The organism is Candidatus Merdisoma sp. JLR.KK011 (assembly GCF_036941125.1).
GTDB lineage: Bacteria > Bacillota > Clostridia > Lachnospirales > Lachnospiraceae > Laedolimicola.
Window position 1 is genome coordinate 1,773,120 of record NZ_JAYWSZ010000003.1, and the last position, 21,671, is coordinate 1,794,790.

General features: G+C 49.9%; 22 protein-coding genes. 1 reads left to right on the plus strand and 21 read right to left on the minus strand.

The features are described from left to right. Window positions 1-75: 75 nt before the first annotated feature. The 20 genes from VV089_RS09630 to miaA form a co-directional block, all read right to left on the minus strand. Window positions 76-831 (minus strand): YlmH family RNA-binding protein, encoded by a 756-nt coding sequence (locus tag VV089_RS09630; protein ID WP_334335723.1) that lies wholly within the window; start codon window positions 829-831, stop codon window positions 76-78. Between the two features lie 3 nt (window positions 832-834). Next, complete coding sequence (locus VV089_RS09635; protein ID WP_172543152.1) at window positions 835-1,362, minus strand: cell division protein SepF; 528 nt, start codon at window positions 1,360-1,362, stop codon at window positions 835-837. Between the two features lie 15 nt (window positions 1,363-1,377). After that, on the minus strand, window positions 1,378-2,079 hold the full coding sequence (locus tag VV089_RS09640; RefSeq protein ID WP_334335724.1) for a YggS family pyridoxal phosphate-dependent enzyme: 702 nt from the start codon (window positions 2,077-2,079) through the stop codon (window positions 1,378-1,380). After that, on the minus strand, window positions 2,072-3,535 hold the full coding sequence (locus VV089_RS09645; RefSeq protein WP_334335725.1) for an HlyD family efflux transporter periplasmic adaptor subunit: 1,464 nt from the start codon (window positions 3,533-3,535) through the stop codon (window positions 2,072-2,074). Before VV089_RS09645 ends, VV089_RS09640 begins: the two co-directional genes overlap by 8 nt. Before the next feature lie 149 nt (window positions 3,536-3,684). Beyond that, window positions 3,685-4,104 (minus strand): twitching motility protein PilT, encoded by a 420-nt coding sequence (locus VV089_RS09650; protein WP_172543149.1) that lies wholly within the window; start codon window positions 4,102-4,104, stop codon window positions 3,685-3,687. 145 nt (window positions 4,105-4,249) lie between these two features. Continuing rightward, complete coding sequence (gene mgsA, locus VV089_RS09655; protein WP_172543148.1) at window positions 4,250-4,645, minus strand: methylglyoxal synthase; 396 nt, start codon at window positions 4,643-4,645, stop codon at window positions 4,250-4,252. 15 nt (window positions 4,646-4,660) lie between these two features. Then, window positions 4,661-5,785, minus strand: a complete 1,125-nt coding sequence (locus VV089_RS09660) for an FtsW/RodA/SpoVE family cell cycle protein (RefSeq protein ID WP_172543147.1) — start codon at window positions 5,783-5,785, stop codon at window positions 4,661-4,663. Between the two features lie 13 nt (window positions 5,786-5,798). After that, on the minus strand, window positions 5,799-6,077 hold the full coding sequence (gene minE, locus VV089_RS09665; protein ID WP_172543146.1) for a cell division topological specificity factor MinE: 279 nt from the start codon (window positions 6,075-6,077) through the stop codon (window positions 5,799-5,801). 18 nt (window positions 6,078-6,095) lie between these two features. Beyond that, on the minus strand, window positions 6,096-6,881 hold the full coding sequence (gene minD, locus VV089_RS09670) for a septum site-determining protein MinD (RefSeq protein ID WP_172543145.1): 786 nt from the start codon (window positions 6,879-6,881) through the stop codon (window positions 6,096-6,098). 37 nt (window positions 6,882-6,918) lie between these two features. Beyond that, window positions 6,919-7,611, minus strand: coding sequence for a septum site-determining protein MinC (minC, locus tag VV089_RS09675; protein WP_172543144.1), 693 nt, complete (start codon window positions 7,609-7,611; stop codon window positions 6,919-6,921). An 11-nt stretch (window positions 7,612-7,622) separates the two neighbouring features. Next, on the minus strand, window positions 7,623-10,514 hold the full coding sequence (locus VV089_RS09680) for a penicillin-binding transpeptidase domain-containing protein (RefSeq protein ID WP_334335726.1): 2,892 nt from the start codon (window positions 10,512-10,514) through the stop codon (window positions 7,623-7,625). 2 nt (window positions 10,515-10,516) lie between these two features. Further along, on the minus strand, window positions 10,517-11,083 hold the full coding sequence (mreD, locus tag VV089_RS09685) for a rod shape-determining protein MreD (RefSeq protein ID WP_172543142.1): 567 nt from the start codon (window positions 11,081-11,083) through the stop codon (window positions 10,517-10,519). A 96-nt stretch (window positions 11,084-11,179) separates the two neighbouring features. Next, window positions 11,180-12,031, minus strand: coding sequence for a rod shape-determining protein MreC (gene mreC / locus VV089_RS09690; RefSeq protein WP_172543141.1), 852 nt, complete (start codon window positions 12,029-12,031; stop codon window positions 11,180-11,182). Between the two features lie 12 nt (window positions 12,032-12,043). Beyond that, a complete protein-coding gene (locus tag VV089_RS09695; RefSeq protein ID WP_334335727.1) occupies window positions 12,044-13,051 on the minus strand; it encodes a rod shape-determining protein in 1,008 nt (335 codons plus the stop codon). A gap of 24 nt (window positions 13,052-13,075) precedes the next feature. Beyond that, window positions 13,076-13,804 (minus strand): RadC family protein, encoded by a 729-nt coding sequence (gene radC, locus VV089_RS09700; protein ID WP_172541893.1) that lies wholly within the window; start codon window positions 13,802-13,804, stop codon window positions 13,076-13,078. Window positions 13,805-13,890: 86 nt separating this feature from the next. Continuing rightward, a complete protein-coding gene (locus VV089_RS09705) occupies window positions 13,891-14,142 on the minus strand; it encodes a DUF4321 domain-containing protein (RefSeq protein WP_334335728.1) in 252 nt (83 codons plus the stop codon). A 205-nt stretch (window positions 14,143-14,347) separates the two neighbouring features. Next, window positions 14,348-15,964, minus strand: a complete 1,617-nt coding sequence (locus tag VV089_RS09710) for an NAD(P)/FAD-dependent oxidoreductase (RefSeq protein ID WP_334335729.1) — start codon at window positions 15,962-15,964, stop codon at window positions 14,348-14,350. 162 nt (window positions 15,965-16,126) lie between these two features. Continuing rightward, complete coding sequence (locus tag VV089_RS09715; protein ID WP_334335730.1) at window positions 16,127-17,347, minus strand: NAD(P)/FAD-dependent oxidoreductase; 1,221 nt, start codon at window positions 17,345-17,347, stop codon at window positions 16,127-16,129. 23 nt (window positions 17,348-17,370) lie between these two features. Then, window positions 17,371-18,654, minus strand: coding sequence for a methionine gamma-lyase family protein (locus VV089_RS09720; protein WP_334335731.1), 1,284 nt, complete (start codon window positions 18,652-18,654; stop codon window positions 17,371-17,373). A 146-nt stretch (window positions 18,655-18,800) separates the two neighbouring features. After that, the gene (miaA, locus tag VV089_RS09725) at window positions 18,801-19,748 is read right to left on the minus strand and encodes a tRNA (adenosine(37)-N6)-dimethylallyltransferase MiaA (RefSeq protein WP_334335732.1); all 948 of its coding nucleotides are present in this window, start codon (window positions 19,746-19,748) and stop codon (window positions 18,801-18,803) included. Between the two features lie 520 nt (window positions 19,749-20,268). On the opposite strand from miaA, the gene VV089_RS09730 reads away from it, so the two are divergent. Further along, entirely contained in the window at window positions 20,269-21,222 is a 954-nt protein-coding gene (locus VV089_RS09730) for an Rpn family recombination-promoting nuclease/putative transposase (protein WP_334335733.1), read from the plus strand. A gap of 28 nt (window positions 21,223-21,250) precedes the next feature. On the opposite strand, the gene VV089_RS09735 is transcribed toward VV089_RS09730, so the two are convergent. Beyond that, window positions 21,251-21,604, minus strand: a complete 354-nt coding sequence (locus VV089_RS09735; protein WP_172542974.1) for a molecular chaperone Hsp90 — start codon at window positions 21,602-21,604, stop codon at window positions 21,251-21,253. Window positions 21,605-21,671: the final 67 nt, after the last annotated feature.

The following is a 21,671-nucleotide window of genomic DNA, read 5'->3' on the forward strand; positions in this document are numbered from 1 at the left end:
TTTCCTGCTTTGCATAAGAGTTACTGTTCACTCTGTAAACAATAACACATAAGATACCTGCCTTCACAGGAAGTCCTAAATATATTTTAAAACCGTCACATAGCTTCTTCCCTTTTTCGACTGTCCGCCAATGGCTTCCAGACGAAAACGGCCCATTCCCCGGACCGATATCAGATCTCCCTCCTTAGGCTGGCAGCCGTTGGAAGTCACCAGTCTTCCGTTGACAAAGACCTTGCCGCCCTCGATCTGCCCGGTGAGACTGCTTCTGGAAGCGCCAAAAGCCAGGGATAACAGGCTGTCCAATCGGACAGAAGCCATAGTCCCGGTAATCTCGCGCAGCTTAGGCTCATAGGAAAAATCCTCTTTCTCCACCCCTTGGGCCGTCACCATAGTATGGCGTATCCGGGTTAAATTTTCACAGACAAAATCCGCCAGCTTTTCCTGGCAAAACAAAAAAGCCCGCTCCTCCTCCACAAGAATATCTCCTGTCTTAGACCGCTCAATTCCCAGATTCAGAAGCGCTCCAAGGTAGTCCCGATGAGCCAGCTTCTCCGCAAACTTCTTCTGAAGCGGCTCTATTTTGATGCAGGCAATGGGATATTTTGGACAAAACATGGGAGCATCAGGCACAAAAGCTGCCATCTGACGCTCCGCTGCTTCGTATCCGCCAAAGCTCTCTGCCTGTATGTAGGAAAGCCTGGGTCGGATACTGTGAAAAATATGCTGTTCATTCAGATTCAGAAAATCCGAATACGTTACAATTCCACGCTGATAAGCCGTCTCCGCCAAATCCAGAAACCGCTTTTCAAGCTGCTGTTCTTCCCTTGTCATAGGCTAAAACTTACCGTACACGGAAGGTATCTCAATAGAGCCGCTGATAATATCCTGCAGATCGCCGGAAATATCCACGTTCCTTGGCGTTGCCAGGAAGATACTCCCGGAAACCTTCTGCAGATTGCCGCCGATGGCAAAGCAGGAACCAGATGTAAAATCAATGATCCTCTGTGCCACATCCACATCCAGGCCTTCAAAATTCAATACAACTGTGCGGTTGCTGAGAAGCGTCTCGCCAATCTCTCTGGAATCATCAAAACTTGTGGGCTTAATCACACATACTTCCATACTACCCTTCCCCTGCTTTCTCGAAGTCTGACGAATCGGGGTCACCTTGCTGCGTTCCCTGGAAGGCTCTTCCGCCTCATAATCGTCGTAGTCCTCTTCCTTTCTGCGTCGAAAAGGATTTTTTCTTTCCGGCTTTTCGTCCTCGTAGTCATCATCGAAATCATCATAGTCGTCATAATCATCGTAGTCGTCATCACCGCCCAGCTTCATGACGTCCAGGAATTTATCGATTACACTCATTTTACCTTCTCCAATCTAACTATAATTGCGTTCCCCAAAAATCCCCGTTCCAACGCGGACCATGGTAGCGCCTTCCTCAATCGCAACCTCATAGTCTCCTGTCATGCCCATGGACAAGACATTCATAGATACATTATCAATGCTTTTCCTTTTTATGTCAACATTTAATTTCTTCAAATTGGCAAAATGTGCACGATTTTCCTCCGGATCCTCTACAAATGGTGCAATTGTCATCAATCCGCGGACGGAAATTGCCGGAAGCTCTGCGATTTTCCGGATAAGCTCTTCCGTTTCCTTTGGCCGGACGCCAAACTTACTCTCCTCCCCCGCCACATTGACCTCAATCAGCACCGGCACAGTAAGCTGCCTTTTGACCCCCTCCTCGCTGATGGCCTGAGCCAGCCGCAGGGAGTCCACGGAATGAATCATGCACGCCTTGTCCACCACATACCGGACCTTATTCCGCTGCAGGTGCCCGATAAGATGCCAGCGGATATTCTTAGGAAGCTGTTCATATTTGCTGCAGAGCTCCTGGACCTTATTCTCTCCAAAGTCTAAGGTTCCTCCCGGGAGAAGCTCCTCGATCATGGAAACGGGCTTTGTCTTGCTCACCGCAATGAGCGTCACCTCTTCTCTCTTCCGCCCGGAACGCTCACAGGCCCCGCGGATTCTTTTTTCTACCTCTGCCAGATTTTTAACTACTAGATTGTCAGTCATAAATTACCTCATCCTCATTCACCGTATCCGCATTCAGCACAATATGATCGTAAACGGACAGCCCGTAGCTGGTTCCCTCCTTTACGATACAGTACTCTTCATTCTCATAGAGAATCTGAATCTGCCTAAATACCGTGTAGCCCTTATTGATATTGTAAACGCCCTTCAGCTTCGCCGTCTGTCCCACCTGATAGTACTCTGCGGAATCAGTCCGAATCAGCATGTCGCCGCTTTGAAGCAGCTTCTCGGAGGTGCTGAAATTCTCCTCCTTGGGATCCACATAAGCGTACTCCTCATCCTGGTAGTAGATGGTGCAATTCACAAACTCGGCCTGACTGCTGCCGTCCTCGCCCACCGTCTGCTTCATGACTCCCATATTATTGTTGGATCCGGAGGTTGTCACATAATTCTTGTCAATAACAAAAAACTCCTTTTCCGTCACTGCAGTTTTGGGAATCTTAAGCCCTCTCGTCTCCTCAATCAGAACCTCAAATGTAAGGAAACGGTCGTTTGCGTAGCGGATCATGGAATTCACAAAATCCAGAACCCCATAAGCCTTTCCCTCCCGGTACTCCACCGTCACCGACGGCCACAGCTCTTCCTTATCCTTATCCATACGGATTTTAATATAGGTTGTATTCTGTATTACCGTGCCGTCCTCTGCCGTCTTCTGATTTTCCCGGATCTTGTCTAAAAGATACGTCTCCATCTCCTCGTCCAGGGGAAACACCAGCTTCCATGTCTCTTCCGTAATCAGCTTATACACCGGTTCCCCCTGGCCCACCAGCTCCTCGGTCCGCAGATTCGTCCTTTCATAAGCCTCCTGGTCAAACCAGCTGCTGCTTAGGGACTCAAGGGAGGCATTCTCAAAGCCGTCCACATAATACTCCACAACCCCGGAGGTTCCTGCATTGTAACGGGCAAATATACCGCCGCTTTCCTCCGCACTGTCAAGCTGTGCAATCATATTCTGATTCATCAGATCCAGAATGGTAGCGTTTATCCCTGTCTTAAAATCATACACCTCCGAAAAGTTCATGTCAGAGGCATTGCTCATATAAACGGCTATCTCACTGCGGATCTGATTGTAATCTTCCTCACTTAAGCTCAGCTCCCCGGCGCTGTCCTTTAAGGCCTGCGCCATACGGCCGCTTTCATCCACCGTATACACGGCGGAATTCACAGAGACCTTCTCATCTTCTCTGGCATAGTAGCTGATGTATCCGGCTTTTTCCGACTGAAAAACCTGTTCTGTGCGCAGAGCGATTCCTGTATAATGATAATCCGCAGCCAGATTTCCCGCTATCACTTCATAACCGGAAATATGGGTGGAATTAAAAAACGTATAAACACACACAATCAGATAAACTGCTATAAACCCAAAAAATACAACGCCGATATTCATAGGGCGCCGGTACTTGATAACCTTCTTATTCTTTTTCCTGGAACCTGCCACGAATACAACTCCTTATTCCAGTTTTGCAGCATGCAGCCGGCATCCCTTTTGAGACGGAGGCGCAGCCGCAGAGCCTGTCTGTTTTTCCTGTGAGATAGAAAATGCGGGGCTGCCGTGAATCAGACAGCCCCTCTCTTATGTACCGTACTTTAACAGGAAATGAGAACCTGCTCCTTTGCAAAATCCGGAAGTTCCTTCTCTTCCACGGAAATACTGATGCAGAAATCCACCTTGAACTGCTCGCTGATCTGGTTGAGCTGTGTCAGGGCGTCCGTCAGATCCCCATGCTCCAGATGCGCAATCTTCAAAAAGCTGTCCAGATATACCTGCTCCAGATCGTAGTCCTGGGAAATAATTCCGCAGAGAAAGCCGATGAATTCATCACTGTTCTTCAAAGGATAATCCGTCACATTGATAAGACGCACTTTATTGTTCAGCTCATGCATATGCTTTGTGCTCTTATCCAGATATACGATGTTCCCCGATGCCGTCTTGATCTGGCTGTTCACTCTATCCAGTAAATGCTTTGTCTTTCCGTCTCCTTTATTTCCAATGATTAACTGTACCATAGCCTTGTCCTCCTTGGGTTTCTATTTTATCAATATTCTGATGTGTGATAGTAATATTATAGTCTATCACTGTGAAAAAGACAACCTCTTTCTCTGTATGTTACTGTCCACTTTGCGGCCAGCAGCCTCTGTATCCTGCTCTCTCCTATACGTAAAGCTCGCGCCACTCCATATCTCCGCGATCCAGCGCCTTAATCAGCAGCTCCGCCGTGGCCAGATTCGTAGCCATAGGAATATTGTAGGTATCACAGAGACGTATCACATTGTTCACGTCCGGTTCATGCTTCTTCGGCTCCGAAGGATCTCTCAGAAAAATCAAGAGATCAATCTGATTGTGCTCAATCTGCGCCGCAAGCTGCTGCTCTCCCCCAAGATGGCCTGCGAGGTACTTGTGCACGCTCAGATTCGTTACCTCCACGATCAGTCTCCCGGTTGTCCCGGTGGCGTACAGATTGTGTTTTGACAGAATCCCTCTGTACGCAATGCAGAAATTCTGCATCAATTTCTTTTTTGCATCATGTGCAATCAATCCAATGTTCATGCGAACACCCCCAAATTAATATTTTTTCGGCTGCAAGCCGACATTCAAAACAAAACCTATAGCCAGGAATAAGGTAACCAGGGAGGTCATGCCATAACTGACAAAGGGTAAAGGAATTCCTGTATTAGGCATAATTCCCGTCGCCACACAGATATTGACGAAGCTTTGGAACCCAATGTATCCTGCCACCCCACAGCAGATTAAGGTTCCGGAAAATTCCCTGGAACGTTTTCCTATCCAAATACATTCTAACACAATTAGCGCCAATAGTAAAATAATAGTTGCACAACCGATAAAACCAAGCTCTTCCCCTGTCACCGCAAAGATAAAATCCGTCTGGGGCTCTGCAATAAAGCTTCCGTTCTTCACAGAGGACACAGAATTGTTATTCAGGCCCTTTCCCGCAAGCTGTCCCGAACCGATGGCCATAATGGAATTCAGCTGCTGGTAGGCGTCGTCCGCATACTTTGCCGGATCCAGCCAGGCCATAATCCGGCGGAAGGCATAATCCTTTAGAATCTTCTGATCCGGCTGAAGAATCAGACTGATAAAAACAATGGCAGAGGGGACGGCCACTGCAAGGGCTCCTCCAATCAGCTTATAGCTTAAACCGGCGATAAAGATTAAAATCAAAAAGATCACGGTAATGGAAATGGTGGTGGAAAGATCCGGCTGTTCCACAATAAACAGCGCCGGAACCCCAAATAGCACCGCCGTCAACGGCAGTATCTTCCAGGTATTCAGCTGTTCCTTGTATTTTTCAAAAAACCTTGCAAAAAAGAGAATCAGCAGAAGCTTGGAAAGCTCTGAGGGCTGAAACTGGAACCCTCCGATGTTGAGCCACCTGGTAGCTCCGTTTACTTCCTTGCCAAAGGGCTCAATCCCGGCAAAGGGAATCTTCACCAATGCAAGCAGAACAAGATTAAACACATAAATCAGCCAGTAAAACTTCAAAACCCAGATGTAATCCATAAGAGAAACTGCAGCCATGGCGGCCGTCCCGATAATAAGCCCCTTTATCTGAGAGCTCTGGACGGATTTGAGGGCGCTTCCGATGACCATAATTCCAATGATGCTGATTGCATATACATAAAACAAAAGTCTGAATCTGTAATCCCTTAGCTGATACTGTTTAAACATAATACTCCTTCAGTTAGCGTTCCATTCCATGCTTCATATCCTTAATGGGAATGTTGGCACACAGAGCGGGCACCCGTCCGTTCTCTCCCTCCGATTCTGTCTGGGTAATCTGAATGTCCAGCCCGTCGCAGTCAATCTCCATGTATTTGGAAATCACCTTGATAATGTCATTTTTAATAAGCTCCATAATCTCCGGGGAACAATTGGCCCGATCTGAAATCAAAAGCAGCTTCAGACGGTCCTTTGCCACATCACCAGAGCTTTTTTTACGGAAAAAATCCATTAAAGCCATTCTTCTTTCCCCCTTTGATTATTTAAACAGCTTTGCAACTTTGGCAAAGAACCCATTATTGACCTCCAGATTCATTAGGGGAACTTCTTCACCCAGAACACGCTTACAGATATTCATGTAAGCCGTTCCTGCCATGGAAGAATCACCGGCCAGCGGCTCTCCCTGGTTGGTGGCGATTACAATGCTCTCGTCGTCGGGAACAGCGCCGATCAAATCAATGGCCAGAATATCAATCACATCCTCTATGGACATCATATCGCCCCGTTTTACCATATCCATCCGAAGCCTGTTTACAATCAGATCAATCTTGTGAATCTCATTGGCTTCCAGGAGGCCGATGATGCGGTCTGCATCACGGATTGCGGATACCTCAGGCGTAGTTACAATGATGGCCCGGTCTGCGGCAGCTATGGCATTCTTAAAGCCCTGCTCGATTCCCGCCGGGCAGTCCAGAAGTATGTAATCAAATTCACTGCGCAGCTCCTCAATGAGCTTTACCATCTGCTCCGGATTCACGGCTGTCTTGTCCCTGGTCTGAGCGGAAGGAAGAAGGGCCAGGTTGGGATAACGCTTGTCCTTAATGAGCGCCTGCTTAATACGGCAGTTTCCCTCCACCACATCTACCAGATTGTACACAATCCGGTTCTCCAGCCCCATGACTACATCCAGATTCCGAAGGCCGATATCCGTATCAATCATCACCACATTCTTGCCGAGCTTTGCAAGCCCCGTACCTATATTCGCTGTGGAAGTGGTTTTTCCCACACCGCCTTTTCCGGATGTAATTACAATTACCTCACTCATACAATTTCTTCCTCCAACTCTTTCATTCTAGTACCAGTTACAAATCTATCTCATTTAAAACCTCTTTGGTGATAGGCTCGATATAAATATTGCCATCTTCCACATAGGCAATCTTGGGCGTATCTGCCGCCTTTTTCTTTTTCTTCACCGAAACGTTGTCCGAACAGCGGGCAATCACGTCCCCGATGCGGATCTGCATGGGATCCATGGTCAGCGCCGCCACGAAGGCGGCTTCATTGCCGGCGGCTCCCACGAATACATTGCCCTTTAAGCAGCCAAGTACAATCACATTGCCCTTTGATATGACCCGGGCCCCTGGATTCACATCCCCCAGGATGATCACGCTTGTCTCGGACTCCAGTACCTGGCCGGACCGCAGGGTTCCCTTATAGAAACGCCCGTCCTGAAGGTTCATCAGATCGCCGGGCTCCTCTTCCTTCCGCTCCACGGCTCTCTGCATCTTTTCCTCCAGCTCTTTGTCCTCGTCCACAATGCTGACAACCTGAATCTGACAGCTCTTCGATATGGTATCCGCCAGTTCCATCTCCTCCTCCAGGGTAAGCTCCCGTCCCTGGAAGCAGACTGCCATCTGGGCTTCTCCGAAAAACTTGGCGGAGGACTGGAACTTATCTGTCACTTCCTTCTTTAAATCCTCAAAAGAAAGCTTCGAATCCAAAATCACAATCAAGCCGTATTTATTACTTTTTATAATAACCGGTTGGTTTGCCATGATCTTCTCTCCTAATCTGCAATATTCTGTCCGGTACCCTCGCTGGCGGTTCCGCTTATGAGTTCCTCTTCATCCGCTAGATGGAAATAATACTTCAAAATATCCGCCCCCAGATCCGCTGCATTTCCGGAAGTATATCCATTGGCAATCCGGACTGCCATGGCGATCTCCGGCTGTTCAAAAGGCGCATATCCTACAAACAGCGCATGGTTTGGATGGCTCTTGCTTTGCTGGGCCGTACCGGTCTTGCCTGCCATGGTAATTCCCAGGCTGTTTAAAGAGGTTGTCTTCTCCGCCACCATCCGCATGCCGGCCTGAACCGCATCCCAGCTGCTCTTTGCAATCTCCACCCGGTTATAAAGCTCGGGCTCATACTTCTCCACCAGAGTCCCGTCCGTGGTCTCCAGACGATCCAGAAGAGTCAGATTGTAGCAGTTTCCCCGGTTGGCCACCGTGGCAATATACCTGGCAATGTGGGATACGGAAAAGCTGTTGGTGCCCTGCCCGATGGCGGAACGCACCGGGTCAATATCGGAAATCTGCGGGTCATACTCCGGAATCTCCAGGCCCGACTTATCGCCCAGGCCAAACATTCTGGCATACTTTTCCAGCTTGGAAAGACCCTGATCCGTGGAGTAGGTGTTGGTGGTTCTTCCTCCCGCCAGCCGGTAGCCTACCTCGTAAAAATAGTAATTACAGGAATCACGGATAGCCGTGCTTACATTCTCATCCCCGTGATGGCCCCCGTACTGGTTGTAGATCCAACAGGTAGGCGGACGATCTGTCACATCCGTGAAAATGCCTCGTCCGTAAATATTCTCTCCCACCGAGATTGCCCCTTCCTCCAGGCCGGCCACGGCAACCACTGGTTTGAAGGTGGATCCGGGAGCCAGATTCTCCTGGGTGGCACGGTTTACAAAGGGCGACGACAGATCCTGCTGAAGGCTGCCGAAGTATGCGGAATCCATCACATTGGTCAGACGATTGTTGTCATAGCTGGGATAAGTCACACAGGCCAGGGTCTGCCCTGTGTTCACATCTACGATCACCACGCCCGCACTGCAGGGTTCCAAGGCCAGCTGGGCCGGCGTAATCTCCAGATTCCGGATCTTTTCAATCATAAAATTGTAAGCCGTCAGCTGGTTTGTATTCAATTTGGAAATTGTTTCCTCATCATATTCTAACACACCTTGCTCATATAATAAAAGAGAAATTTCTTTTCCTGTCACAAGATCATCCAGAATCATATATTTGTAGAGCATCCTTGAGAAGGTATCGTCCTCCATCAGGTACTCCTTCATATATTCCAGAACGGACTGATAAATCTCCTGGGAATCCAGATAGGGATTGTCTCCCGAAATCTTGGTCACGTCAATCCAGTTCATGGAAATGGCGTACTTCAGATATTCCTGCAGGCTGATTACCTCGTCTGTGGTCCAGGCAATATAGGTGGGGTCGGAGGTATTCACGGCATTTCCCATCAGCACCTGGTTTTCCCCCATCAGAACATCGGATACGAGATAGCTCATGTAATTCATCATTTCCTTGGACAGATTCTGATAAGCCGTTGGATTTTCCATATTCAGCTCGGATAATATGGCGGCTATGGCGCTTTCCCGTTTTCCAAGGAAACGCTCATAAATGCTCCGCTCCAGCTCCGACGCATCCTCGCCGGAAAATCTTGTAATATCAAGAATATGATTCTCAATGAGAGCATAATATACATCATAGACCGGAATACGGATCTTTTCCGCACTGGCGTTGGGCCCCGGCACATACTCCTTCATATTGTCAATCTTGCTGATGAGAATGCCGGCAAGCTTCTGCTCAATCAAATTGTAAACGGCAATCTGCAGATCCTTGTCAATCGTCAGATATACATTGCTGCCGGGAACCGGCTCCTTGCTCTCTATGACCTCAAGAACCCGTCCTACGCTGTCTACATACATCTTCTCATAGCCTTTGGAGCCCTGGAGCGCAAGCTCCATATACTGCTCAATTCCGGCCTTTCCCACAATATCATTGAGCTCATAGTCGGGGTTTTCCGCCAGAAGGGCATCAAGCTCCTCCTGGGAAGCCTTTCCGATATAGCCGATGATGGAAGAAAAATACTCGCTGTCCGGATAAATACGGCGGCTGCTCTGGGCAATATCCGCACCCTGGAGGCCGTCCTGGTTCTCAAGCACAGCCGCAACCGTCTCCTCCGACACATTGACGGCCACCGTTGTTGCCACATAGCGCTTATAGCTGTTGGAGGCCATGGAATAACGGATGGTAGCTATCTTAAGCCGCTCTTCCGGCGTATAGCCGGATACGCTAAGGCCGTAATCCTTCTGTTCCTTTTCTGTGTAAGACTCCATAATGCCATAGCGCTTCTCACAGAGATATTCCATCACTGCCTCTGCATCCGAAAGCTCCTGTTCCGCCGTAAGGTCACTAATCTTAGTTTTCCCGTAAACGTCGGCTTTCAGACGCAGAAGGGCGTTTCCTTCCAGGGAAAAGCTGTATTTCCCGTTTTCATAGACAATTCCCAGATCGCTGACTACCTGATCCTTGTTCTTTTCAATCAGCTTAATCAGCCGGTAAATGGTCTGGTTCAGCTGGGCATTCTTCGTCTTGTTGTTGGGGTAGGTTCCGTTGTCCTGGATGGTTACGGAATAGGAGATCTCGCTGTAGGCCAGCACATTCCCGTTCCGGTCATAAATGTCCCCACGGGTGCTGGTTAAGGAAAGCTCTCTCTCCGTCATCAGGGAAAAGGTCTTCTGGTACTCATCTCCCTTTACAATCTGCAGATAAAACACTCTCTGCAGCAGGATCGCAAACATCACTATGAACACAGACGCCAGCAGGAAAATTCTTGATTTTATTATGTTCCACAAAGCTTCTTTGATATCTCTAAACAATCCTATGGCTCCTCTATCTTATTGTCTGTCTGCCCCGCCGTTCCCGATGAAGTATAGTAATCCCGGACAGTTTCTCCGCCCAGCCGATCAAGAAGCCCGTTAAACTTCTGAATCGGCTGATACAAAAGGATCGTCAGGGCCACGGTGTAAATCAGCTCCGGCACGATAATATGGATAAAATAATAACCAAACTCAAACTTGCTGCGCATCAGAAACATAAAGAAATAAATGCTTAAGCCATAGACCAGCTCGCTTAAGCCAATCCAGACCATAGGCAGCTTAATATCCTCATCGTAAAAAACCATATGAAACAGACCGCTCCCATACCCAAGAAACATATACAAAAGCGCATAAAAGCCCAAGAGGCTTCCAAAGAAAATATCCAGCAGCAGGCCGCAGAAAAACCCGATCACAAGCCCCTCCCGTTCTCCCCTCATAAACCCCAGGGAAGATGTCACAATCAAAAGAAGGTTGGGCGAAATAGACGCCAGGGCCAGGGCCTTAAACACGGTACACTGTAAGACAAAGCATACCATGATCAAAAGTGCAGTTACCAGCTTTTGTTTCATAAAAAGATTCCTATTCCAGTTGTGGTTACTGTTCACTTCGTGACCAGCAGCCAGTTGTGCACTGTCAAAAAGTGCTGTTTTTATAAGAAAATGTCTTTACTCTACCGCCTGCTTCAAATCCGTAATCACAAGTACCGTGTGAAGATGCTCAAAATCCACTGCCGGCGTTATGGTACCCGACTTGGTAAGATTGTTGGAATCCATTTCAATCTCATTCACATATCCGATGAGTATCCCCTCGTGATAACGGTCGCTGACATGGGAGGTCACAATCTTCTCCCCTATGGCAATCTGATCATCTGGATCTTTAAGCTCCTCCAGACGGATAAAGCCCTCGTTCATCAGCTGCAGATCCCCCTTCACAAAACAGAGATCCGAAGTAGAAAGCGTCTTGGCGCTTATATTGCTTAAGTCGTCGATGATGGAACGGACCTGCGCCCAGTTGTCGCCGGCCTTGGTGACAATCCCCACCAGGCCGCTGCCGGCAATCACATTCATGCCCTCGTCCACTCCGTCCTCTTTTCCCTTGTCAATGACAAAGGTATTGAACCAGTTTCCGCCGTCCGTGGCAATGATATTGGACGCCACCTTGTTAAAATTGCCGTAGGTCTGATCCAGCTCATACAGCTCCTCCAGCTGTGCCAGGCGATACTGATTCTGGGTAAGAAGGCTGTTCTCCATGGTAAGCTCATCCACCAGAGCCTGCAGCTCCTGGTTGTGTGCCTGGACTGCCGCCAGATCTTCCAGGGTGTCCTTCTTTTCTCTCATCCAGCCGCCTACCCCGTTAAGCCCCTGCTCAAAGGGCACGAAGATATAACCGGCTATCCTGCCAAGCTCCGTGCCTCCAAGCCCTGTGCTGTAGGATAGGAACATCAATATTACACAGACGGCCGCAAGTACCGCAAATATATACTTTGTCGGTATGGAAAAATGATTTCGTTTTTTCATAGTGCACCCGAATTAATTGAAAACCTGTTCCTTAGTGTCAAAGGTCAGGCTGCGGAACTCCTTCTCCTTGATGACGCGCTCCAGGCCTCTTGCCACGCATTCCTCCGGCCTGTCTACCATATTGACCCGGATATTCGTCGCCTTGGCAATCTGCTCATCCAGCCCCTTTAAGTTCGCTACGCCTCCTGTAAGGTAGATGCCGTTGCGGATAATGTCCACGCCAAGCTCCGGCGGCGTGCGCTCCAGAATCATCTTAATGGCATCCACAATCGACTTTAACTGCTCGGAGATGGCCTTTGCCACAAAATCAGCCGTGATCTCCAGAAGGGCCGGAAGGCCCAGAGCCATATTGCGGCCGCAGATCTCCCGCTTTGCTTCCGTATTGCCCGGCATATAGCCCAGCTCGTTTTTCAGAATCTCCGCCGTCTTATTGCCGATAAAATAGCCGTATTCCCGGCGGATAGCGCTGGAAATCGCTTCGTCTATCTTATTGCCGCCTACCTTGATCAGCTTGCTGGTTACGGTTCCACCCAGGGAGAGAATCGAAATCTCTGTGGTGTCTGCGCCTACGTCCACCACCATCACGCCCTGGGCCTGGGTTACATCCAGGCCCAGACCCAGACCAGCCGCAACGGGCTTGTCAATCATCTGGACATTCTTGGACTTTAAGCCGGTTCCCTGAATCAAGGTCGTAAACACGCGATCCTGTACGTCGGTAGGCAGAGCCACCAAAAACTCCGCTCCCTTCAAATTCCCCTTGGTATGGGATTCCAGAAAAGCCCGCAGGAAATCCTGCATATAGGTAATGCTGGCCACCGTGCCAAAGGACATGGGATAGAGCACCTCGATATTGGCCGGAGCCTTCTCATGCATATCGAAGGCTTCGTCCCCATAGGCGATCATTCCTTTCTTTTCCTCGATGGCTACCATATTCTTTTCACAGTAAATGGTATCGCTCTCCCTACTGTAGATTTTAATACTGCTTGTTCCAAAGTCACATCCAAAACTCTGTGCAGGCATTTCGTTTTCCTCTCCTTCTTCTGTTCATCCGTCTGCCATACAGACCTTCTGTTCTTCTTTTCCTTCCGGCAGGATCTCCAATTCCTTAAGGCTGCAGTAACAGCCGTCCCCGATAATCACATGATCCAAAAGCCGGATGCCGAGAAGCTCTCCTGCATAGCAAATCCGTTGTGTGATCTGGATATCCTCCTGACTGGGAGCCGGATCCCCGCTGGGATGATTGTGTACCAGAACCACATGTACTGCATGCACCTCCAGGGCTTCCAGAAAAATCTCCCGGGGCGATGCCAGGGATGCGTTCACCGTTCCCTTAAACATCAGCTTTTCCTTTAAAAGCCTGTTTCTTGTATCCAGAAACAGAACGATCAACTGCTCCTGTTCCTCATAGCGAAGCTCCTCCATAAAGTAGTCGGCAATGGTTGCCGGACTTTTCAGGCAGAGCCGCTCTCCCGCTGCAGCCTTGGCCATACGCAAGGCCAGCTCCGCGGCGCATTTCAGCTGTACCGCTTTTACCTTTCCAACGCCCTTAAGCTTTAAGAGGCGCTCCATAGGAATCCTGCCAAAGCCGGCAAGCCCCTGGTAGCCCGGGAGGTTCAAGATCCGGCCGGCCAGCTCAAGGGCGTTCTCTCCCGCCGTGCCTGTCCGCAGCAGCACTGCCAGAAGCTCCTTATCCGAAAGGGCTTTTGATCCGCAGGTTAAGCACTTCTCATAAGGCCGTTCTCCCTCGTATAATTCCTTCATGGTTGCCTTCATCCGTCTTCCTTTCCGCTCTCCAGGCAGTCCGGCTTCGGATACGGCGCTTAAAAATTGTTCAGATCTCCAAATATTCAGAGCAGTTCTTACAGCTTCCGATAAACAATGATTGCAAGCACAACGCCGATAATGCTGGCAATGGAAATCTGAATGGTAAGGCCGAAGGTCAATACCAGCAGCCCAAGATTCAGGACAACCGGGCTTTCCAGCCCGAAGCTCTGTCCATAATTCAGCCAGCTTAAGCCCGATACATTGGCCGTCAGCATCCCGATAAATCCTCCCAGAACAATCCCTGACAGCAGCATGATCAGCAGCACCCAGCCATTTTTTGACTTCATAACCCCTCCATCTTCTGCATTTTCACCAGGGAATCCCCGGTTTTTGTTTACATAATCTTCAATATCTGTAAATTAATACCATTCCTCAGTATTAGGTCAACTTATATAATAGCATAAACAAAATCACTTGTATAGAGAAGAAATCTTAAGTTTTTCTGCTCATTTTCGTCATATTTTTACAGTATTTTTCAGCAATTGCAAGCCTTTACCTTCCTTTTCCAGGAGCGTACCGCCCGATCACTGCCTCGGCAGTCTTAATGCCGTCCATGGCCGCAGAGGTGATTCCTCCCGCATAACCGGCTCCCTCACCGCAGGGATACAGTCCCCCTATGGCGCTCTCCATCCGGGAATCCCTGGGAATCCGGATGGGTGATGAGGTGCGGCTTTCCACTCCGCTTAAGAGTGCGTCTCCTCTGGTAAAGCCCGGAAGAATCTGCTCACAGCCCAGGATTCCTTCCTCCAAAGCCCGGGAGAGCTCCTTAGGGAAAATTCCCCTTACATTGCCAAAGGCCCAGGCGCCCTTGATGGAAGGCTCCACATCGCCCAGGGCTTTGCTTACTGTGCCCTGGCAGAAATCCTTCAGAAGCTGCAGGGGAACCCGTCCCTCTCCTGCCAGGAAGGCCGCTTTCTCAAGCTTCCTCTGAAATTCCATGCCTGCCAGCACATGGCTGCTGCCAAAATCCTTTTCTCCCACGGTCACTACCATGGCGCTGTTGGCATTGCGTCCGTCTCTGGCCTGATAGCTCATGCCGTTCACGGCCAAAGCGCCTTCCTCCGAAGATGCATTGACCACATAGCCCCCGGGACACATGCAAAAGGAGTAGACCCCGCGGCTGCCGGAAACCTTTCGCGCCAGTTTATAGGAAGCGGCCGGAAGCTCCTTTGGATAGTCTGTCCCATATTGGCTGAAATTAATCATTTCCTGGGGATGCTCCATGCGGACGCCCACAGCAAAGGATTTCTGCTCCATGGGAATTCCTTTTTCCCAAAGCATCCGAAAGGTATCCCGGGCACTGTGGCCCGGCGCAAGTATGAGAACGTCCGTTTCCAGCTCATAGGTTTCTTCCTTTGTTCCCTGACTGCACGCCGCCTCTATGCGTTCCACGCGGCCTTCCCTTAAGCTCAAGTCTGTCATCCGGCTCTCAAACCGGATCTGTCCTCCCAGGGCTTCTATTTGACGGCGTATGTTCTCTACAATGTCTATCAGTAAGTCTGTCCCCAGGTGGGGTTTATTCTGCCAGAGAATCTCTTTGGGAGCCCCGGCCTTCACAAAAGTCTCAAGCACCAGGCGGTTCCGGCCGCCCGTATCCTTTACCAGTGTATTGAGCTTTCCGTCGGAAAAGGTTCCGGCGCCGCCCTCCCCGAACTGAACATTGGAACCTGGGTCAAGCTCTCCCGTACTCCAGAAATGCTCCACCGTTTTTTTCCGCTCCCGGGCCGGTTTCCCCCTCTCCAGAATAATAGGGCAATAGCCCGCCTTTGCCAGCATCAGGCCGCAGAAAAGACCTGCCGGGCCGCTTCCCACCACTACAGGGGGATGGTTCAGGGGCTTGCATCCCGGCTTAGGAAGCTGATAGGGGTGAATCTCTGCCTGGGATGCTTTGGGATTCCGGGCCCGTCTCAGGGCACGGGCTTCTTCCCTTACCTGTACGTCTACGGTGTAAACATACTGGATGGGCTTTTTCCTGGCGTCGATGGATTGCTTGCGGATCTCATAGTGTAAAAGACCCTCCCTGGAAAGCTTCAGCTCCTGGCAGAGTTTTTGCTCCAATTCTTCTCTTGTATGGCCTATGGCCAGTTTTACTTGTTGAATGCGTATCATAAATTTCTTTCCTATTCCAGTACCGTAATATCTTTTTCAATGCACTCGTATGAAATCAATTTCCAGTCACAAAAAACATGTGCCCGGAAATCGATTTGTGTATTGCAAAAGATATTACTGATTCCAGTTCCGTAATATCTTTTTCAATGCACTCGTATGAAATCAATTTCCAGCGGCATGTATCCCGGCCAGGCGGCCGCTGGTCCAGGCCCATTGCAGGTTGTAGCCGCCGCAGGCTCCGTCCACATCCAGAAGCTCGCCGGCAAAGTAAAGGTTTTGCACCTTCCGGGATTCCATGGTTTTCGGGTTCACTTCCCTTGTATCCACGCCTCCGCTGCAGACCTGCGCCCGGTCGAAGCCGTTGCCGGCTGATATCTCCACCTCAAAAGCGGTACAGGCCGATACCAGAGCCTTCCGCTCCCGGTCTGTGAATGTCCCGGCTGTCTGATCGGCGGAGATTTTGGCCCTCTTTAGGAGGCAGTCTGCCATTTTCCTGGGAAACAGCCCCACCAGAAGCTGTCCAGCGCTTTTGCACGCTCCTGCCAGAATCCGCTCCTGCCAGAAAGCGTCCGCCTCTCCCTCTTTTAAAAAGGGCAGCAGATTCAGAAGAACCTGAACCTTCTTTCCCTGGCGCAGCGCCCTCACGCCATAACGGCTTACCTGGAATACAGGAATTCCCGACAAGCCGTATTCCGTAAACTGAACCTCACCCTGATCCCTGGCCAGCAGTGTCCCTTCTGAATAAAGAGCCACGTCTGCCTCCATGCGGATCCCCTTAAGCTTTGGAAAGGCCGGATCTTTGGTCCGGAGCTGAACAAGGGCCGGCAAAGGTTCTATTACCTTATGTCCCAGGGCTCTGGCAAAGGAATAACCGCTTCCGTCCGAGCCGGTCTCGGGAGCTGCGCAGGAACCGGCCGCCAGGATCAAGGCATCTCCCACATAGCTCCATCCGGGAGTTTCCGCCAGAAAACCTTCCTTTTCCAGGCGAATCTTTTGTACCCTTGTATTCAGCGCAAGCTTGACCCTCTGACGTTCTGCCTCCATGCGCAGAACCTCCACAACGGAGGAAGCCTGATCACTGTAGGGATAAAGATACCCGTCCCGGTCTCTTATCACAATTCCAAGGCTGTAAAAGAATTCCAATGTCTGGGAGAGCCCGAAGGCATCCAGCGCTGTCTGTATAAATTCCGGGGAGCTGCCGCGGTAACAGGACAGTGTCTGATCCCGGTTGGTCAGATTGCAGCGCCCGTTGCCTGTGGCCAGAAGCTTCTTTCCGGCCTGCTTATTCTGCTCCAGCACCGTCACCTTTGCTCCGGCCCGGGCTGCGCTGACAGCGGCCATCAGGCCCGAGGCTCCGCCTCCTATAATAAGTACCTGTCTCATATGTCCTCATCCCCTTGCTCAAACTATAGCTTCACCAGTCCTGCCTCATACAGCTTCTGCATGGACATGAGAATTCCGAACTTCGCATGCTGCCAGGTCAGTCCTCCCTGGAAATACACGGCATAGGGCGGTTTAATGGGGCCGTCCGCCGAGAGCTCAATGGAGGAGCCCTGCACAAAGGCGCCCGCCGCCATAATCACGTCGCTGTCATAGCCGGGCATAGCCCAGGGCTCCGGGGTCACGTAGCTGTCCACAGGCGCAGCTGCCTGAATCCCCTTGCAGAATGCAATCACGCCCTCCGGATTTCCAAAGGTCACGGCCTGGATGATATCGTGCCGGCTTTCACTGCCATTTGGCACAACAGGAAAGCCCAGATTTTCATAAAGATTGGCTGCAAAGACGGCTCCCTTCAAGGCCCCGCCCACGACTGTGGGGGCCAGGAATAAGCCCTGGTAAAAGCTGGTCATAACTCCCAGGGAGGCTCCAACCTCCCTGCCAAGCCCAGGGGAAGTCAGGCGGTAAGCCGCCCTCTCCACGTAAGCCTCTTTTCCTGCAATATAGCCGCCGATGGGCGCAAGACCGCCGCCGGGATTCTTGATAAGGGAGCCTACGCACAGATCCGCTCCCACGTCTGTGGGCTCTATGGGCTCTACAAATTCTCCGTAGCAGTTATCCACCATGCAGATCACATGTGGCTTTCTTTCCTTGATAAATGCAATCAGCTCCCCGATTCGTTTTACAGAGAGGGTGGGCCGTGTCTGATAGCCCTTGGAACGCTGAATCGTCACCAGGCGCGTGCGCTCATTCAATGCCTTTTCAATGGCCGGATAGTCGAAACTGCCGTCCTCCAGCAGATCCACCTGGCGGTAAGATACCCCGTACTCGGCAAGAGAACCGATAGAGGGCCGGATTCCGATCACTTCCTCCAGGGTATCATAAGGCTTTCCAACCGGGGAGAGCAGTTCGTCTCCCGGTCTTAGATTCCCGGAAAGGGCCACGGCCAGGGCATGGGTGCCGCAGGCGATCTGGGGACGCACCAGCGCTGCTTCTGTGTGGAACACATCTGCATAGACTGCCTCCAGCTTGTCCCGTCCCAGATCGTTGTAGCCATAGCCGCTGGTGGCTGCAAAGCAGGCCGCTTCCACGCGGTTCTTCTGCATAGCGTGAAGAACCTTCATCTGGTTGTATTCCACGTTTTCTTCTATGGCGTCAAAACGCTCCTTCAATTCTGCTTCTACCTGGGCGCCAAAGGCCAGAACCTGCTGGCTGATTCCCATTTCCTGGTAGAGGGCGTCTGTTTCTCTCATACATAATCTCCATTTCTTCCAATATAGCATTACATTCCTTACCGGACAAAGTCCGCCAGCCTCAAAGAGACATTCATAAATGGGATACCCCTAAGGCATGCCTTAACGAAGGCCGGCCCGAAAGTGTGCATTGTACCTGCAGGGTACTATCCATATATTCCTTTTTGCTTTAACACTTCCAGGATTCTTTCCAGGATCCTTTCCTGATCGTACTGAAAATCAGGCTGATTGAGCCAGATGACATCCCGTTCCCGGCGAAACCAGGTTAGCTGCCGCTTGGCAAAATGGCGCGTATCCCGCTTCAGAATTCTTACGGCTTCCGAAAAGCTAAGCTCCCCTTCCAGATAGGAAAGCAGCTCCTTATAGCCAAGCCCCTGCATAGAGACCATCCCCCTGCTTAAGCCCATGGCCTTAAGGGCTTTTACTTCCTCCAGAAGTCCCTCTTCCAGCATTGTATCCACCCTGGCGTCAATCCTCTGGTAAAGATGCTCTCTCTCATCATTCAGCACAAAATACGCCCCGTTATAAGGACTTTCTTTCTTCTGCTGCGCCTCGTTGTGCTCAGACATCCGCTCTCCCGTCAGCCGGTAGTACTCCAGGGCGCGGATCACACGCTTTACATTGTTGGCATGAATCTGTTTTGCCCCTTTCGGATCTGCTTCTCTAAGCATCTGGTGAAGAAATTCTGCTCCCTTTTCCTTTGCAAGTTCTTCCAGCTCAGAGCGTATCTTGGGATGCTCTTCATTTTCCGTAAAATCAATATCGTAGAGAAGGGCCTGGATATAGAAGCCGGTTCCTCCCGCCACAATAGGGATCCGGTTTCTTTCATAGATCTGCGCCGCCGCCTCCTTGGCCAAGGTCTGGAAGCGCACTACGTTGAATTCTTCCTCCGGCTCTAAGATGTCGATGAGGTGGTGGGGAATCCCTTCCATCTCCTCCGGCCGGATTTTTGCAGAGCCGATGTCCATATGGCGGTAGACCTGCATGGAGTCCGCCGATATGATTTCCCCGCCTATGGCCTTTGCCAGCGCGACGGAAAGCTTTGTCTTGCCTGCGGCCGTAGGGCCGGTGAGAATCACAAGGGGAGCCTTCATTTTGTTCCTGCCTCCTGTTCAAAGTTCCAAAGTTCCGTAATACCCATACAGTACAATACCCTCAGGAAACAAGTAGGTATTCGCCTTGTTCCCTAAGGGGCCTTCAATAAATAGCCAGCCCAGCTGCGCCAAACGCTATCATACGCTGCCTGCTTTATTATAGTGAATGGAGGTGGGATTTGCAAGAAAAAGATTCCAAATACAGCTGGCCTTTCCCTGCCGAAAAATTTTTATCCCTTTTCATTTTCATCAATGTAAAAAAACCGCTTGTCAATTGGAAAAATTTGTTATATACTGTTCCTATCCAGGGATTCTAAGAAATATTCCGACGTTTTCGTCAAAAAAATCCATGAGATAAAACCAAAGGTAACAGGGAAAGAAAGATATTGTATCTGCGAGGGAAATCTCTTATAATAAAAGCAGATTTACTGCTGTTCATATCTTTCTTTCAAAAAGTGTCCTGGGCATACACCTTTATGCTCGGAAAACACAAGCAGAGCAAGGAAAGGAGAACACAGTATTGAATTGTGAACAAACATTTTTAATGAAACCAAAGGTAGACTTCTGCTTCAAGGAACTAATGGAGGATGCAGAGGTTCGGAAGGGATTTATCTCCGCATTGTTAGGCATCAGGCTGGAAGAAATTGCGTGGACAAAGCTTCTGCCCACACATTTAAGAAAAAATCATCCAGAGGATAAGCTTGGAATCCTGGATATCCGTGTTTCCGTTTACGAACAGATAAAAGAGGCAGATAACACCGCCTCAAGAAAAGAAAGCCAGATGGATCTGGAAATTCAGCTTGCGCCTTTTCCCTTGTGGCCGGAACGTTCTATCTTCTATCTGGCCAAGATGTTTACAGGAGAGATTCACAAAGGCGAAAGCTATGAAGTGCTTAAGAAATGCATCCATGTGGGGATTCTGGATTTTGTGCTCTTTGAGGAAGAGGAAGAATTTTACTCCTGTTTTCATCTCTGGGAGGATCACAGACGCCAGCTGTATACGGATAAGCTTGAAATCCATATCCTGGAGCTTCCCAAGCTTAAAGAGCGAAATTATCCCAGTACCGAGCTTTTGAATTGGGCCCGTTTTTTCAATGCGGAACAAAAGGAGGAATTCGAAATGGCAGCAGAGGCAAGTCCACAAGTGGAAAAAGCCTATGAACGTCTAATAGATATCAGTGCGGACGAAGAAAAACGCCTGGAATATGAGGCTAGGGAAAAAGCTATTCGGGATCACAATTATCTAATGGACTACAATCTGAAACGAGGCCGAGAGGAAGGCCAGAAAAAAGGAATGGAGTTAGGTATAAAGCAAGGCATAGAGCAAGGTATAGAACAGGGTGCAAAAGCCCTCATTGAAATGTGCCTGGAGGATTCCCGTTCCAGAGAAGAAACCTCCTCCAGGCTGATCCGCCGTCTCTGTCTTTCACCTGAAACAGCGGAGGAATATTTAAAAAAGTACTGGATGGTATAGAAACAGCCTGTCCCGTCTGTTATGCGGCTTACAGAAGCTCTCCCTTTTTCTCTAAAATCGCCTCCACTGCCGCACAAGCCGGGCAATCGCAGTATTTTCCGCCGGCCTCTCTGATTGTCCTGCCATGAGCAGCCACCTCTCCTGCCTTGTCCCCGAAAACACCTGCGCCCGCCTCGGATTCGGCAAAGGCGATCAGCTGCTCTACCGGCATCAAATCTTCCTCTAGCTCCGCAATCAGATTCTCTGCCATCTCTGCTTCCTTGTCCGTCCCGATGGCATCTAACCACGCCTGTGCCGCCTCTCTTGCTTCCGCGCAGCAGGTATGGGCATCCATCAGCTCCCTTGCCTTTTCCATTACATACTCTTTTCCTGTCTGACTCATAAATTTTCATCCTTTCTGTTTATTATGTTTAAAACAATAGATGCTTCACACTGTGTCCTATTGCAAA